The sequence below is a fragment of the Aquirufa lenticrescens genome, assembly GCF_019916085.1.
Taxonomy (GTDB): Bacteria; Bacteroidota; Bacteroidia; order Cytophagales; family Spirosomataceae; genus Aquirufa; species Aquirufa lenticrescens.
The window spans coordinates 565,737-581,753 of record NZ_CP049834.1 but is presented as its reverse complement, the minus strand read 5'-3'; the positions used below and the strand labels follow the sequence as shown (position 1 = coordinate 581,753).

At 43.0% G+C, this 16,017-nt stretch carries 13 protein-coding genes; 9 read left to right on the top strand and 4 right to left on the bottom strand.

The window, feature by feature from the left end; all coding sequences use genetic code 11:
* The first annotated feature begins 29 nt into the window (after positions 1–29).
* The 6 genes from G9X62_RS02710 to G9X62_RS02685 are packed head-to-tail and all read left to right on the top strand — an operon-like array spanning position 30 to position 6,327.
* The gene (locus tag G9X62_RS02710; RefSeq protein ID WP_223131276.1) at positions 30–1,790 is read left to right on the top strand and encodes a DUF885 domain-containing protein; all 1,761 of its coding nucleotides are present in this window, start codon (positions 30–32) and stop codon (positions 1,788–1,790) included.
* Positions 1,790–2,752 (top strand): GSCFA domain-containing protein, encoded by a 963-nt coding sequence (locus G9X62_RS02705; protein ID WP_223131275.1) that lies wholly within the window; start codon positions 1,790–1,792, stop codon positions 2,750–2,752. Before G9X62_RS02710 ends, G9X62_RS02705 begins: the two co-directional genes overlap by 1 nt.
* 23 nt (positions 2,753–2,775) lie before the next feature.
* A complete protein-coding gene (locus G9X62_RS02700; RefSeq protein WP_223131274.1) occupies positions 2,776–3,855 on the top strand; it encodes an Mrp/NBP35 family ATP-binding protein in 1,080 nt (359 codons plus the stop codon).
* Between the two features lies 1 nt (position 3,856).
* Positions 3,857–4,099 (top strand): NifU family protein, encoded by a 243-nt coding sequence (locus G9X62_RS02695; protein ID WP_223131273.1) that lies wholly within the window; start codon positions 3,857–3,859, stop codon positions 4,097–4,099.
* Between the two features lie 7 nt (positions 4,100–4,106).
* Entirely contained in the window at positions 4,107–5,807 is a 1,701-nt protein-coding gene (locus G9X62_RS02690) for a D-alanine--D-alanine ligase family protein (protein WP_261345538.1), read from the top strand.
* A complete protein-coding gene (locus G9X62_RS02685; protein ID WP_223131272.1) occupies positions 5,800–6,327 on the top strand; it encodes a YfiT family bacillithiol transferase in 528 nt (175 codons plus the stop codon). The genes G9X62_RS02690 and G9X62_RS02685 overlap by 8 nt, the downstream gene beginning before the upstream one ends.
* Positions 6,328–6,639: 312 nt before the next feature.
* Here G9X62_RS02685 and G9X62_RS02680 read toward each other — a convergent pair whose 3' ends face one another.
* Positions 6,640–7,089: a SixA phosphatase family protein gene (locus tag G9X62_RS02680; RefSeq protein WP_223131271.1), complete on the bottom strand. Its 450-nt coding sequence runs from the start codon at positions 7,087–7,089 to the stop codon at positions 6,640–6,642.
* Entirely contained in the window at positions 7,089–7,589 is a 501-nt protein-coding gene (locus G9X62_RS02675; protein WP_223131270.1) for a gamma carbonic anhydrase family protein, read from the bottom strand. Before G9X62_RS02675 ends, G9X62_RS02680 begins: the two co-directional genes overlap by 1 nt.
* A gap of 45 nt (positions 7,590–7,634) precedes the next feature.
* Between G9X62_RS02675 and G9X62_RS02670 the strand changes: the two genes are divergently transcribed.
* Together G9X62_RS02670 and udk are read left to right on the top strand one after the other, a co-directional pair.
* Complete coding sequence (locus tag G9X62_RS02670) at positions 7,635–8,138, top strand: methyltransferase domain-containing protein (protein WP_223131269.1); 504 nt, start codon at positions 7,635–7,637, stop codon at positions 8,136–8,138.
* Positions 8,139–8,198: 60 nt separating this feature from the next.
* The gene (udk, locus tag G9X62_RS02665) at positions 8,199–8,822 is read left to right on the top strand and encodes a uridine kinase (protein ID WP_223131268.1); all 624 of its coding nucleotides are present in this window, start codon (positions 8,199–8,201) and stop codon (positions 8,820–8,822) included.
* On the opposite strand, the gene nadB is transcribed toward udk, so the two are convergent.
* A complete protein-coding gene (gene nadB / locus G9X62_RS02660; RefSeq protein WP_223131267.1) occupies positions 8,805–10,385 on the bottom strand; it encodes an L-aspartate oxidase in 1,581 nt (526 codons plus the stop codon). The two genes, udk and nadB, sit on opposite strands and share 18 nt — an antisense overlap.
* A gap of 130 nt (positions 10,386–10,515) precedes the next feature.
* Between nadB and G9X62_RS02655 the strand changes: the two genes are divergently transcribed.
* Positions 10,516–11,460 (top strand): hypothetical protein, encoded by a 945-nt coding sequence (locus tag G9X62_RS02655; protein WP_223131266.1) that lies wholly within the window; start codon positions 10,516–10,518, stop codon positions 11,458–11,460.
* A 48-nt stretch (positions 11,461–11,508) separates the two neighbouring features.
* On the opposite strand, the gene G9X62_RS02650 is transcribed toward G9X62_RS02655, so the two are convergent.
* Complete coding sequence (locus G9X62_RS02650) at positions 11,509–15,990, bottom strand: translocation/assembly module TamB domain-containing protein (RefSeq protein ID WP_223131265.1); 4,482 nt, start codon at positions 15,988–15,990, stop codon at positions 11,509–11,511.
* Between the last annotated feature and the right edge of the window lie 27 nt (positions 15,991–16,017).

Below are 16,017 nucleotides of genomic sequence, written 5' to 3'. Positions count from 1 at the left end.
AAATTGCCTCTAAAATCAGCAAATTCACTATGAAAAAACTCCTCTACTTAGGTCTTCTTATGACCTTTTTCGCTTGTAAAAAGTCAGACCAACCCTCTTCCGAATTAGCCACCATCGTAGGCGATTATTATGAAGAGCAATTAAAACTCAATCCCGGATCAGCGACAGCAAACGGAGATAACCGTTACAATGATCAATTAAACATCGATTTTACGGATAGCCACCGCGCTTTAGTTAAATCCGTTTTAGAAAAATACCAGCAATCTTTAGCGGCATTAAATCGCGAAGATTTGAATGCGAACGATCAAATCACCTATGATTTATTGACTCGTGACATCAAATTAGGTTTGGAGGGATTGACTTATCCAGATAATTTGACTCCATTGAATCAATTCTATGGCTTCCACCTAACTTTTGCTCAATTAGGCTCAGGCCAAGTAATTCAGCCTTTCAAGACGGTGAAGGATTACGAAAACTGGGCGAAGCGAATGAAAAAAGGCGTAGCCTATTTAGATTCATCCATCGTTTATTTCCGTAGAGGAATGAAGGAGAATTATGTATTGCCGCGAGCTTTGGTAGTTAAAATCATCCCTCAATTAAATGCATTCGCCGTAAAGGACATCAAGGAATCCACTTTCTATGGTCCATTAAAGCAATTCCCAGCGTCATTCTCAGAAGCAGACAAAAAGCGTTTTACTGCCGAATACACAGCGGCAATCCAAAACGAAGTTCTCCCAGCTTATGCTAGATTATCTGCGTTTTTACAAAATGAATACTTACCGAAAGCACGTACAAGTACTGGGATTAGCGCCTTGAAAAATGGAGCAGCCTATTATCAATACTTAATCCGTGTTTTAACGACCACGGACAAACCGGCGGATGAAATCTACCAAACTGGCTTAAGCGAAGTAAAACGCATCCGCACGGAAATGGAGAAAACGAAGAACGCAGTGGGCTTCAAAGGCACGTTGGAGGAATTCTTCACGCACATGAAGACTGACCCGAAATTCTACCCATATAAGACTCCGGAAGAGGTTTTAGCCGCTTTCCATGCCATTCATAAGAAGATGGAACCGTCGTTAAAGACGATGTTTGGTCGCGTGCCTAAAACGCCATTCGAAATTCGCCAAACCGAAGCCTTCCGCGCCGCATCAGCCTCAGCTGAATACTTCCAAGGATCAGAAGATGGAACACGTCCAGGTATATTCTATGTACCTATTTTGGACGCTAAAAAATTCAATACCACTTCCGGAATGGAAAGCTTATTCTTGCACGAAGCAATTCCTGGCCACCATTACCAAATCAGCTTACAACAAGAAAACGCTGATTTACCTAAGTTCCGCCGATTTGGAGGCAACTCTGCTTATGCAGAAGGCTGGGCATTGTATACTGAAAGTTTAGGCAAGGAATTAGGTCTTTACACGGATCCATATCAATACATGGGCGCTCTAGGTGATGAAATGCACCGCGCGATAAGATTAGTAGTGGATGCTGGAATGCACTCAAAAAACATGACTCGTGAAGAAGCGATTAAATTCATGATGGACAATGAGCCATTAAGTGCAGAAGGTACAATTGCCGAAATCGAACGCTACATGGCCATTCCCGCCCAAGCATTAAGTTATAAAATAGGAGCCTTGAAAATCCGCGAAATTCGCGAACGTTTAACAAAAGAATTGGGCCCTAAATTCAAGCTTTCTGATTTCCACGACGAATTATTGAAGGATGGAAATATGCCATTAGACGTGTTGGAAACAAAAATGAACAACTGGGCGACTTCCCTGAAATAATGAATCTTACGACAACTTTCTCCATCCCAGCAGCATCCGTTTCGATGAACCATCGGAGCCGGGTGCTGACGATGGGTTCTTGTTTTGCCGCCTCGATGGGGTCGCGTTTGAGTAAATTGCCACTGGAGGTAATGACACAGCCTTTGGGCACCCTATTTCATCCATTCGCGATTACTAGGGCTATATCAGGGGAGGTACCGGAGGATTTATATGAGCACGGTGGGTATTTTTTGCACCCCGATTACCATTCCATTTTTACAGCGACTTCTTCGGCTGACTTGCTAGAAGAAATTCGTTCGGTGGCTAATGAAGCCTCCACATTTGTCGCTTCGTCAGACTTTTTAATCCTCACGTGGGGTACGTCATTTAGTTATTTTGACAAGCATCTAAATAAAAGTGTCGCTAATTGCCACAAGATGCCGGCGGATCGTTTCGAAAAACGATTATCGACGGTAGATGAGATCGTATCCAATTTCAGCTCTCTTCTCTATAATCTCCCATCTACGACTCAAGTCGTGTTAACCGTCTCTCCTGTTCGCCACACCAAAGACGGAATGATGGAAAACCAGGTTTCTAAATCAACCTTGCGTGTAGCGGCGGACATCGTTTCCAAACAATTTGAGAACGTGCACTATTTCCCAGCCTACGAAATTATGCTGGATGAATTGCGCGATTACCGTTTTTATGAGGCTGATATGATACATCCGAATGAGCAAGCACAAGACTATATTTGGGAACGGTTTATGGCAACCTATTTCGACCCAGAACTGCTGACCATTGCAAAGAGGTGGGATTCGATCTACCGAACTTTGGCACACAAACCTCACCCGGCTAAATTATTCGACCATAGACGGGTTTTAGAAGTGTTGTTAGCGGAATTAAATACCGAAAAATACCAAGAAATTGATACGTGCAAAATCGCCGAATACGTCGCGCATGAAATAAAAAACACGTATATTTGAGGTTTGAAAAGGAAAAGAGATTCATGGGAGAATTAAGCGTAAGCAAAGAGATTATATTAGGTGCCTTGAGCACCGTTCAAGAGCCAGATCTGAAGAAAGATTTAGTGACCTTGAATATGATTAAAGACGTGGAATTAGGCGTGGGCGAAGTTCGCTTCACCGTTGTTTTAACGACACCAGCCTGTCCACTAAAAGAGAAGATCAGAAAAGATTGCGAAGACGCGATTCACAACTTAGTGCATCCAGACCTCAAAATCGTCATTCATATGACGGCCGAAGTAACCACTTTGACCTCAAAAGACCCCCTCATTCCAGGCGTGAAAAACGTGATTGCTGTGGCATCCGGTAAGGGTGGCGTAGGTAAATCAACCGTAACGGCGAATTTAGCGATGGCCTTGAAAAATGCTGGAGCGAAAGTGGGGATTTTAGATGCAGACATTTCTGGACCTTCGATTCCGGTGATGTTTGGAGCAGAAGATTTACAGCCGCTTGTAACAGAAGTAGATGGCAAGAATCGCATTCAACCCATCATGCAATATGGCATCAAGATGATTTCCATGGGCTTTTTAGCTCCGAGCGAAAGTCCAGTGCCTTGGAGAGGACCTATGATGACGCAGGCTTTGCGTCAGTTTTTTGGGGATACGAACTGGGATGAATTAGATTATTTATTAATCGACCTTCCTCCAGGGACATCGGACATACATTTGACATTAGTACAGCTAATCAAACTTACTGGCGCAGTAATCGTAACGACTCCTCAAAAAGTCGCTTTATCCGATGCGACGAAAGGATTAGCCTTCTTTAAACAAGCGGGCATCAATGTTCCTTTATTAGGTTTAGTTGAAAATATGGCCTATTTCACTCCAGCTGAATTGCCTGAAAACAAATACTATTTGTTTGGTAAGGATGGCGGAAAGCAATTAGCCGAAAAATATGCGGTTCCTTTCTTAGGTGAAGTTCCGTTAATTCAAGCCATTCGCGAAGCAGGTGACGAAGGTAAACCCATCGCCTCGAGTGAAGGCCCAAGCGCCGATGCGTTTGCATCCATTGCAGCTAATTTAGCCCAGCAAGTTGCCATTTCTAACGCGAATCAAGCCTCTTAATATGGAAAATCACCCGCTACATAATCGCATTCAAACCGCGTTAGACAGCATTAGACCTTATTTAGTAGCCGATGGTGGCAATGTAGAAATTGTCGAAATCACTCCTGAAAATGTGCTTAAATTAGCCCTAACAGGCAATTGTCAATCTTGCAACATGTCTGCTATGACTTTCAGAGCAGGGGTAGAAGAGGCCATCCGTAGAGATGTCCCAGAAATTATAGCAGTAGAAGAAGTAAAACCCTAAAAGGCATATGATGCGGATAGGAATATTTTTTGGCGGCCCCGCGCGTGAACGGGAAATCAGTTTTTTAGGTGGTAAAACAGCCATGGCTCACCTAAACAAGGCTTTGTTTCAGCCCATCCCCGTTTTCGTGGATAGCTTAGGCAACTTTATCTTGATCAAAGAGGAGCTCATTTTCGAGGAATCGATTCGCTCATTTTATCCCCCACAACGACTCCAAACCGCTCCCTTCAACGTCTACATTGAATCATTGCCCGATACGGATGCGACTGCTCTTCTACAAGAAGTCGGAACGATCATTCAGCCGGCTGATTTTGCCAAACACTTTGACTTTGCCTTCATCGCTATGCATGGTCCAGGCGCAGAGGACGGCAGTATTCAAGGACTATTAGAATGGTATAACATTCCTTATTCTGGACCTAGTGTGCTAGGATCTGCCATCGGTATCGACAAGGCCAAACAAAACGAATGGCTGAAAAAGTCCGTTGGCTTAGAGAAGAAATTCTTCGTTTTACAACGGGACGACTATACTAAATACGGCAGAGAGACCCTTTTCGAACAAGTAAAGAAAGAAATCGGTATCCCTTTTGTGGCCAAAGCCCCACACCAAGGATCCTCCATAGGCCTTGCCTTCGTGAAAGAAGATTCTCTGGAGGTTTTCGATAAAGCCATCAAAAAATGTCTTTTCATTGAGGAAATTTACCGCGAGGAGTGGATTAAATTAGACGAAGAGGCACATGTAGCTTTATTACAAAAAATGGTCAACCTAGACGAGGGAATCGGTTTCCCAGTCGTGTTCCAGAAACAGGTTTACCATCATCCAGCTAACTTATTAGAAGCCCTTCGCGAGTACTTCACCCACACGGTCACAAAAGCAAGCATTCAATCCATTCACTCAGAAGATGCCATCTTATTAGAGTCCTTCGTGAATGGAAACGAATTTAGTTGTGGTGTCATCCAAACCCCAGCCGGTCAGGCAGTGGCTCTCCCTCCTACCGAGATTGTTATCGACGAATCAGTAGAAGTGTTTGATTTTAATGCCAAATACAAATCAAAATTAACGCGTAAACGCATCCCAATGCACGCGAGCCTGGCTCACTTACAAGTGATTCAAGCGCAAGTAAAACAAGCTTTTGAGGACTTAGGTTTTGGCGTTTGTACCCGTATTGATGGTTTCTTAGATACGAATGGCATTGTCGTTTTACACGATCCCAACACTATTCCAGGCATGTCGCCTAGCTCATTAATCTTCAAGCAAATGGCTGAAATTGGGCTTAATGTGACGGATTCTTTGACCTACTTCATCCGTCAATCCATCCGGGAGCGCTTAAGAACGGGCAAAAACTACTATTTCATTAGCCAGCAATTAAAAGCCTTAGACGAAACCATTGCAGCTTCCTTGCAAGCCAAAGCAGCACAAGAAATCCAAGTTTTGGAAATTAGTGGCGCGAACGATGAGGCCTTAGAAGCCAGCTTCCAAGCTATTAAACAGAAAGCAGCTGAATTAGCAGCCCTTGGAACCGAAAATTTCCGCGTTTGCACTCCTTTGGAAATCGAAGAGGGCGAAACATTGCTTCCTCTACATGTCGCTCATTTAAGTAAAGATACCGCCAAAGAAATGTTAGAAGCCATCAAAACAGGAGTTCATCCCTTGATTGCTCACACGAGAGAAGCGGCTATCGACATCACTAAATTTTACACGAATGTCTAATACAGAACTGAACCCATTGCAATACCCTATCGGGAAATACAAACAGCCAGAGGTTATTACGCCAGAAATCAGAGCTGCTTGGATCAAAACCATCGCAACGACAGCTGAAGATTTAACTGCCTTATTAAAGGGTGTTGATGAAACCTTATTAGAGAAACCTTACCGCGAAGGTGGCTGGTCTGCTCGCAAAGTAATTCACCATTTAATGGATAGCCACATGAACAGCTATATCCGTTTCAAGATGGCTTTAACGGAAGAAAATCCGACCATCAAACCCTACAGCGAAGACGATTGGGCATCGATGCCAGACGGCAATCAAGCACCTATCGCTTGGTCTATTGAGGGCTTGCGTTACATCCACTTGCGTTGGGTATATTTAATGGAAACACTAACGGAAGCAGATTGGAAGAAAACCTATTTACACCCAGAACGTGGATTCACCTATCCTTTAGATAAGGTGTTGGGGATCTATGCGTGGCATTGTGAGCATCATTTGCGTCACATCGCTAGTGTACTTTAGAGTATAGATTAGAGAGTATAGAGTAGAGATATTCTTTTAAAGCATAAAGCACAAAGAATAAAGCATAGAGTTGGATTCGCCTGCGGCGATGCATTCATAAAATATTTTCAGTCGACTAAGTCCGAAGGACGACTAAGCCGCAACGCGGCGACTAAACGACATAGTCGTGACTAAGTCCGAAGGACGACTAGCGACTGCTATGCTTCTTTTTGTTCCAGGGTGCAGTGGTATTGCTTGCCATCTGAACCGCTAACGCAATCATCAGCAGCGTAAACAATATTAACACCCAGCGAAAGATTTTTTGATTCTTGTTCATAGTTGATGCGTGATGGTGGCCGAGGCTTTGGTGATTTCTGACCAAGAGCTTAGACCCGGAAAATGCAAAGATAGACAACCCGCAGTTTCCATTTGGATCATATCACCGGTTAAATACGAGGCAAGGTAAGAAATAGATGGATTGTGCGCAACCAGGTACAAAATGGGTTCCGTTCGCTTCGCGATTTCGGTCACATAATCTGGACCGCTAGAGATATACCAAAATTCGGATAACTCAAATTCCGAAAAGGGCTTACCGAGTAATTCTGCCGTTTCTCGCGTGCGAATAGCATCAGAAATTAGCCAAAACCCCGCAGGGAATTGTTTCAAATGCATCCATTCGCCTAAAAGGAGAGCTTCTTCGATACCTCTTTCCGAAAGATGGCGACCTTTATCGTCAGCTGTATGTGGCCCTGCGTGCGCGTGGCGAATGAGTATGAGTTCCATTATTCGAAGTCTGCTGCGGTTAATAAAGGGAATTTGCCTGATTTGTGTTCGGCACCCATTTTTACATAATGTGGTGGGCCGTATTTAAGGCGATTAATTTGATCTTCATTCAGCGTCTTAACGACCTTTGCTGGCGTTCCTAAAACAAGGGAGTAATCAGGAATTTCCATCCCTTCCGTGACTAAGGCATGAGCTCCGATGAGGCAAAACTTGCCTACTTTGGCCCTATTCAACACCGTAGCTTGCATTCCCACTAAACTACCCTCGCCTATTTCTGCGCCATGAACAATCGCACCGTGACCGACCGTAACGTGAGGTCCAATGATGGTTTTATCACCTTCATCTGCGTGCAGAACTGCATTATCTTGAATATTGCATCCTTCACCCAAATGAATCTCTTCTACATCTGCACGAATCACTGCGCCATACCAAACAGACACATCCTTCGAGACAAAAACGCGGCCCATGACGCTGGCCGTCGGTGCAATAAAAATCGCCATAGTGTTTTTATTTTATTGGTCAAATATACCTTAAATTGCGAGTCTATGAAAGAATTCTACGATTTTGGGCAATGGCAAAAAGAAGATCGCATCGCATCAATTGGCTGCGGATATGGCTGGTGGGAAGTAAGCCTATGCTTGCATTATCCTGCACAACACCTAACGCTGGTGGATCCACTCGTAGAGCAGGAGGATATCCAAGACAGTATTGACTATTTCACGGAGAAAACGGGTTTAGTTTGGCAGACGGAGGTCGCATTGAATCCAGAAAGTTTGCAAAAACTGGATCAAATTTGGGTATTTAATGCTTGGCACGAATTCGAAGATCGCACAGCAATGCTAGCGAAAATCAAAAGTGCCTTAAACGAAAATGGCATTGTCATCATCGAAGAAGAGATATCTAAAACAGAGCGATTACAGCACGATGGATGCGGGAAAGACCTCTTTTTTGAACAAGAAATCATCGACGAATTCGAGCAAGCGGAACTACAGCATGTTTCGACGCAGGTCAAAGATGAGGTAGCCATTTACCTCAAATTCCGAAAATGAAAGTCGTTTTTTAGCTTAAATAAAAACCTTTTCGCAAATTTGCAACGGAATTAAACACATATGTCAACAATCGAACGTCCCTTTATTATCGGTATCACTGGAGGTAGCGCCTCAGGTAAAACCCTCTTCTTAAGCCGATTAATGGAACAGTTCAAAACCGATGACATCTGTCTTTTGTCCCAAGATAATTACTACCGTCCCATTGAAGATCAGACAAAAGATCACAACGGAATCGAAAACTTCGATCTTCCGGGCGCCATCGACGACCAAGCTTTTGCGGCTGATATCGAACGATTACGCAATGGCGAAGTAGTTAGTCGTTTAGAGTATACCTTCAACAACACGGAGAGGGTGCCAGACATGTTGCATTTTCATCCGCGTAAAATCTTGGTGGTAGAGGGGATTTTTGTATTTCACTTTCCGGAGGTGGCACAGCTTTTGGACCTAAAAATATTCATCGACGCCCAAGATAAAATCAAATTAAAGCGCAGAATCAAGCGCGACAATGAAGAGCGTGGTTATGATTTGCAGGATGTGATGTACCGCTGGAAATACCACGTGAAGCCCACTTATGAGGAATACATTCGCCCGCACAAACGCAGCTGTGATATCGTGATCCCGAACAATCACCACTTCGAAAAAGGACTTGATGTAATCGTTTCTTACCTAAAGAATCAGATCTAGGTTATAGTGTAAACCTTTGTTTTCCCGTTGGGCCCTTGCGTGTTTGATGATCAAATAGGCCACATTTATCATATTTCTTAATTCGCATAAAGGCACCGTAATTTTCGATTGACGGTACAATTCTTCGTGCTCTAAATAGATCAATTCCAAACGATCATAGGCTCTTTTCAAACGGCGATCCGTCCGAACAATCCCCACGTAATTCGACATAATCGACTCTAACTCACGAGTCATTTCGGTTACTAAGACCATTTCTTCCGGATGACGCGTTCCGTCATCATTCCACGATGGAATGCCCTCCGGCAAAATTTGAGTTCCATATTCGGATACCGATTTCTCGAAAGCGCGGTGCGCATAAACGATCGCTTCTAATAGGGAATTAGAGGCCAAACGATTCGCCCCATGCAAGCCCGTAAACGAACATTCTCCGGCTGCATAGAGATTTTCAATGTTCGTTTGGCTATATTCATTCACGATAATTCCGCCACATAAATAGTGCTGTGCGGGAACAACCGGAATCATTTCTTGCGACATATCAATCCCCAACACCTTCAGGCAATGGTTATAGATCATCGGAAAATGCTGTAGAATCTCCTCTTTAGGAATGTGACGCGTATCTAAGAAAACGTGGTCCGTTCCATTCTTTTTCATCTCCGAGTCAATCGCCCGCGCCACAATATCACGAGGAGCTAACGAAAGACGCGAATCGTACTTTTCCATAAAAGTAGAACCGTCTTGATTCTTCAAAATACCTCCGTGGCCACGAACGGCTTCGGAAATTAAAAAAGAAGGTTTCTTTCCTGGATTATATAAGGCCGTCGGGTGAAATTGAATGAATTCCATTCCTTGAACAAAGGCTTTGGCGCGATAAGCCATGGCGATTCCGTCCCCTGTCGCAATCGTCGGATTGGTCGTCGATTGATAGACTTGACCGATTCCACCCGTCGCTAACAAAGTGGTTTTCCCTAAAAAGGTTTCGATTTTATTTGTCTTGAGATTCAAAACATAGACCCCAAAACACTTCTTACCCGGAGTATCTTTTGTCACTTTCTCCCCTAAATGGTGTTGGGTAATTAAGTCAACGGCAAAGTAATGGGTGAAGAAATCCACGCAGTCATACGATTTGACTTTGGCTAATAAAGCCCGTTCAATCTCATTTCCCGTGGAATCTTTGTGGTGCAAAATGCGCTTATCCGAGTGGCCTCCCTCTTTTACTAAATCAAAAGACCCATCAGCCTGGCGATCGAAATCTGTTCCGTAGGCAATCAATTCTTTCAAACGCTCAGGCGCCTCTTTCACTACAATTTCCACCACCTTGCGATCACTCACAAAGTCGCCGGCCACCATCGTATCATCGATATGTTTTTCAAAGGAATCCGCTGTATCCCAAACCGTTGCAATCCCTCCTTGCGCGTATTTCGTGTTCGTTTCTTCGGCCACGGTCTTCGTAATCAAGGCAATTTTGATGGGAATTTGACGTTCCTGAAAATAGTCCGCTACCTTTACCGTATAGGATAAACCAGCAATTCCAGAACCGATGACAATAAAGTCGTATGTAGGCATAGGATACAAATATGTAATGCAAATTAATCAAAAAGAGGCTTCAATCCGAAATACCCCCTGAAATGTGGACTTTATTTTGTAATTTTGCGCCATTAAAAATTATAAACCCTTAAAAATCAATTTATACCAAATGGAACAATCGCCTAACAACAATTCCAAAACTGCCCTTATTGTCTTAGCTGTGCTAACGGCAGTATTAGGAGTTTTGTACTTCCGTTCGTACCAAACGACGAAAGACCAAGCAACGCAAATCGAACAAAAAGCAACTGAATTAGCGAATACGCGCTCTTCTTTGGATTCGATTTCTACCCAATTAGATGCTAAAATCGCCGAGATTAAATCGCTAGGTGGTCAAGTAGCTGATTTAGAAGCATTGAAAGTTCAACTAGAACAAGATAAAGCGTCTTTAAAGAACTCAAACCACGCAACGATCGCCTCTTACGAAGCGAAAATCAAAGAATACAACGCGGTTTTAACAACTAAAGATGGCGAAATCGTTGAGTTGAAAAAGCAAAACGGTATTTTGACAGAAAGCAATCAAACGTTAACAACGCAAAACGCAACGTTAAACACAGAGAACTCTGGTTTGAAAAACCAAAACCAAACGTTAAACGATACACTTTCTTCTGTTAGCCAACGCAACAAAGAATTAGCGCGTAAAGTGAGCATCGCAGCTGCTTTAAAAGCTCAAAACTTGAAAGTTTTAGCGGTGAATGCAAAAGGAAAAGAAACAGAGAGAGCTCGTTTGAACGGTAAGAAAATCGAGAAATTAAAAGTGGTATTTAGCCTTGCAACGAACCCTATTACTAAGTTAGAAAACAAGACGGTTTACGTTCGCGTATTAGATGGTGAAGGCGCTACTTTATCTGACGAAGCAATCGGTTCTGGCCGTATCACGATCAACGGAAAAGAATTAACTTACACGGCTAAGCAATCATTTGACTATTCAAACGATGGCCAAACAGTAGCGGTAACTTACCCACGCGGTGGAGTTGCTTACAAGCCAGGTAAATACACAGTAGAATTATATGCAGAAGGTTTCCAAATCGGAACTGGTGCATTCGAGGTAAAGTAATTTCCTCCTATTATTTTTGAAAGGGGCCATCCGAAAGGGTGGCCTTTTTTATTTCTTCTTTTGCCAAAAGAAGGTATTGAAACCCTTATTATAGAGTAAGCTGGCGCCCACTGTTTGGTTAATCTGATAGGAGTTAAAGGAACCTAAGATCGTCGTCTGCACGTTCCGATTATAGGTCTTCAAACGTAAACTTCCATCTGGCTTCACAAACCATTCCAAGGCCCAATCGCCAAGTAATACCTGCGGACTCGTTTGGTTTCTAGCATCGGTAAATCCACCACTTCTCGTAATGCGCAAGCGATCATTAAAGTTATAAGAGGCCCGTAATTGTAGATTGGACAAGATGTCTTGATTCAAGGCTCCCCCACCCAGAGATACTGAAATATCTAAATCCTTGTTGATTTTAGAGGCCAAATTACTCAACTGGTTCGAGAGCATCTCCGTGAAATTACCCATCAAATTTCCTAGGGCTAAACCACTACCACCGAATGGAGAAACTAACTGGCCAAACAACAAGATATTACTTACCTGACGCGTTAACTCCTGGTCATCGGTTTTGATCCGATTCGTAAAGGCAGTCACTGCGCCGTTCAAGGTCATATCCTTTGGATAATCCCGGATACCAATATCAAAATTCACGCTTGGTGATAACAAGCGATCCTGTAAACTAATCGTCACATCGACTGGATAACGGCGCTTAAATTCCGGCAAATTACCCTTATTAGTCGTATCTAATAAGATGGGGAATAAGGACGCATATTGCGTATAAATTGCCTTGATATTCACGTTTGCTTCAAGTGGATCACCGGTCCATGAGATCTTAGAACCTCGTTGAATCGCGAACTTTTTATTAATCAAATTTTGAAGCGTAAAGGTATAATCCCCCTGATCGATGGCATAATCACCCACCATTTTAAAGGCCCCTTTTTTGTCCAAATTCATCTTGATGTCACCTGAACCATACATCCGCATCACATCCCCTTTCTTCGCATCAAACTGAACCTCTCCATAGGCCTCAGGGGTCAAGGCTAAACGAAGGTCGAGCGTAATCCCATCCTCCTGCAGTTTTGTTGAAACGGCCGCAACTGCTTGCTCCACATTAGTCGCCTCAATTTCACTAACAAAACTATAATCCTCCGCTTCTGTCGCATCCTCTTCCCTATCTAAGGGAATGAATAAGCGTGTCCCTTTCTCCGATTTTAAATCAGCCGAAACGACTAAATTATCAATCGATCCAGATACCCGCATCGGACCTGAGGCATAGCCTAACCCGTAATAAATCGAATTCGGCTCCCGACTCGTATTCAATAATTTATAATGATCTAAGTTTGCTAGGATGTCCAGCTCAAAGGGCTTACCCTCTGGAAACTGCAGCGTGGTATTGACTAATGCTTTATTTCCTTCTGCATCAAGTACTTTCCAGTTTTTGGCATAAATCTTACGTGGCGTAAAGTTTACCGTATCCGATACAGACATCGATGTTTTCAAATAATCAAATACCGCACCCGCCTTCGAGAATACGATATCTCCCGTTATCTCCGGCTTCGTAGGCAAGCCTCCGATGTGCAAATTACCCGATGCAGAACCTTTCAAACCAGAAAAAACCCCTTCCGTAAAGGGTTCTAAAATCTGTAAATCTGTTTGATTCAATTCAGCTTTCACATTCAATTTTTGGTCCTCCTCAAAAGGCATATAGGACCCAGTCAAAGACAAAACGGATTCCCCTAAACGGTTTAAGTTTAAATTTAAATCCATCGCTTTTTCGTCCGCTAAATAGGTGCCTACCCCCTGCAAATTCCCAATATAAAACTTGTTCAACCGCAACGAATCCACTAATAACCAGGAGTCCAAACGGGTATGGTGGTACCAATCTTGAATTGCAATTTCTCCATTCAATTCACCCGTCGTCTTCGTGGCAAACAGGGGTTTCAAGGTAGATAATTGGAAGTGATTCGCCCGCAATTTAATGGTCTCCGTTGTGTCATTCGAAAGGCTACCTTGCAACGAAATAGATTGATTTTGGTTCGAAACTAAGACCCGATCCGCCTTCCATTCCGGCCCTTGAATCGTGATTTTATTGGCTGGATCCATCGCCCAGTCTTGGCCTAAAATGCGGAAATAGGTATCCTTAAATTTCAGAGACAAACCCTCTTCTTCGAAAGCCCAAGCCCCCGCTAAATGAGCTGAATTCTCCTCACCTTGCTGTTTAAAATCAAGGCCAAAGTTGATGCGATCTTGATCCCAAAGCGCATCCAATTTAAAATTCTCTGTAGGCGTCAAGAAGTTTAATTGCTGTTTTCTAGAAGAGAAAACCAGACTAGAGGAAACTTCAGGAGCGCCTAGGAATTTCGAACTTTGGAAAGAAAATACCGACTGATAAAATTGATATCCGCCAAAAGCCAAGGTGTCTGGATAGGCTTCCAAACTCACTGAAAGCGTTCTTCCTTTCGAGATATTTCCCGAGAAAACCGTGTTTTCACCAATCTGAACGGAGGGGAAAAAGCGCGCTAAAATGGGATCAATCCGATGACAAATGACCGTAAAGTCCGCCTTGTATTTGGTATCTGTTTCGTGGCGATGGGTGGCATAATAACCCCAGCGTTCATCAGCTCCTTTTTGGAAGTAAAGCGCATATTCATCCGCTAATTGGCCTAATTGCGATTGCAATAAACTAGGGGTAAACTCGCCACTAATCTCTGCCGAAACTAGGTCTGAGGTCAATTTGTAATGGCGTTTTTGGCCTGGTCCATTTTCAGAAGTTAGCGTCACTAACTCCACGTGTAAATCTGGTTTACTAGGTGTTCGTAAAGTAGAATTGTAAAATACCGTACGTCCTTCCAAATCATCAAAACGATTACCCTTAAAGTCTAATTCAAAATCTGTCGATAGACTTACCTGAGGGTCCAATAAACGAATGTTATGTAGGTTTGAATGGCTAATCTCCCCCTGCATTTGATACACTGGTTTCGACCCGCGTAAATCGATTAAACCTGACATCGTTGCGACTAAATTGGTGTCTTTCGAGCTTACATTACCCTTAAATAATTGCTTCTGAAAGTTTCCTTTCAAGGCAATTTTATGGTAGAGGTATTGATTAAAAAAGATCTCTGAAACGTTGCCATCAAAATCAATATTGGCCGATTTCTTCGCAAAGCCACTTCCCTTCAAATTTCCTTCGGCGTCTAAAGTCCCTAACACAGGTTCCAAACCTAGTAGTTTACCCAGCTTAAATTTCTGCAATTTGATCTTTCCATCATAGCGCGAAAAGGCCATCGAATCTTGCAAATTCATTTTCACATCCGCCTCCACATAACCTAAACCCGTTTTCAATTTTCCAGCCGTTCTAAAAACGCTATTATTCCCTTTAAAGAGACCATCAAAGGCCACAGGGCCTAGAATAACCATATTTTCAGCGGCTGACTTTGTGATATATGGACCTAAATCTTGCGGGTAAAACAAGGACGATTTCATTGCAAAATCCATCTCCGTTTTGTCCACATCTGGCAAACCTTTGAAATTAAAATCCCCTCTTAAAACACTCTTTGCACCGAAACCTAATTCAAACTTTTTTAAATCCAGTTTCGCCACTGTTCCACTCAGCGCACCCTTCAAACGATACATCCCTTTGTAGTCATACATCGCTTCCACAAAGCGCCCTAAATCCTCCCCTTTCACTAGCGCTCCATTGAAATCCGCTTGCATATCTACGTCCGTAATCCAACGCGTCATCGAGCTCATATCGCGGTAATTCACGACAAATTTCCGTGTGACGCGCGAATCGTTAAAGCGTAAATCCAATTGATCAAAACGCATTTGGTGATCCGAAATCATAAACACCGTATTTAGACTTTTCACGTCAAAACCTGTCAAAGGATCCCTCGTACGCAAACCAATAGCCTGAAGCCCAAGCGTATCGTTTTTAATGTAAAAATTCTTGACTTTGGAATAAACCTTCGCTAATGTAAAGTGAGAAATATCGAAATGACGGCGAGTGGCCTCGCTCTTCACCGTATTATCATCCAGCGAAAAAGCACCATCAATAACCTCCGCTTCCGGTATCGTAAAAATAGAAGAAGGCCCTTTTTTAACCGTTTTCACTCCCCCAGTAATCCAGTTTTCCAAGCGCAAAATAAACTCCTCAATGTTCATTTTTCCGGTCTTCTTCTCAAAGATCAAATGCACATTAGGCCGCGTCAAACGCGCATAATCCAAACTTGGTTTTCCTGGCTGTAAGAATAAATTAGTGATGCTAAAATTGACATCGAGCTGATCGATTTGGATCATTTTAGCGCCCCAAGGGTCTTTTACCTCTAAGCCTTTGATGCTGACTTCGTCAAAAAACTTAACCTGAATGCCCTGCATTTTCACGGGGTAGCCAATCGCCTTTTCGACTTTAGGCGTTAAGTAATTCGCTAATAAGGTCTGGTTAACGGGCGCTCTAAGGAGAAGAATAGTGGCAAAAATCAACAAAAAAATCCCCAGCAATCCGTAGAGGATTGTTTTGACGAAGATTTTGAGATATTTGACCATATTGCCGTATTTTTGCGCAGAATTCTA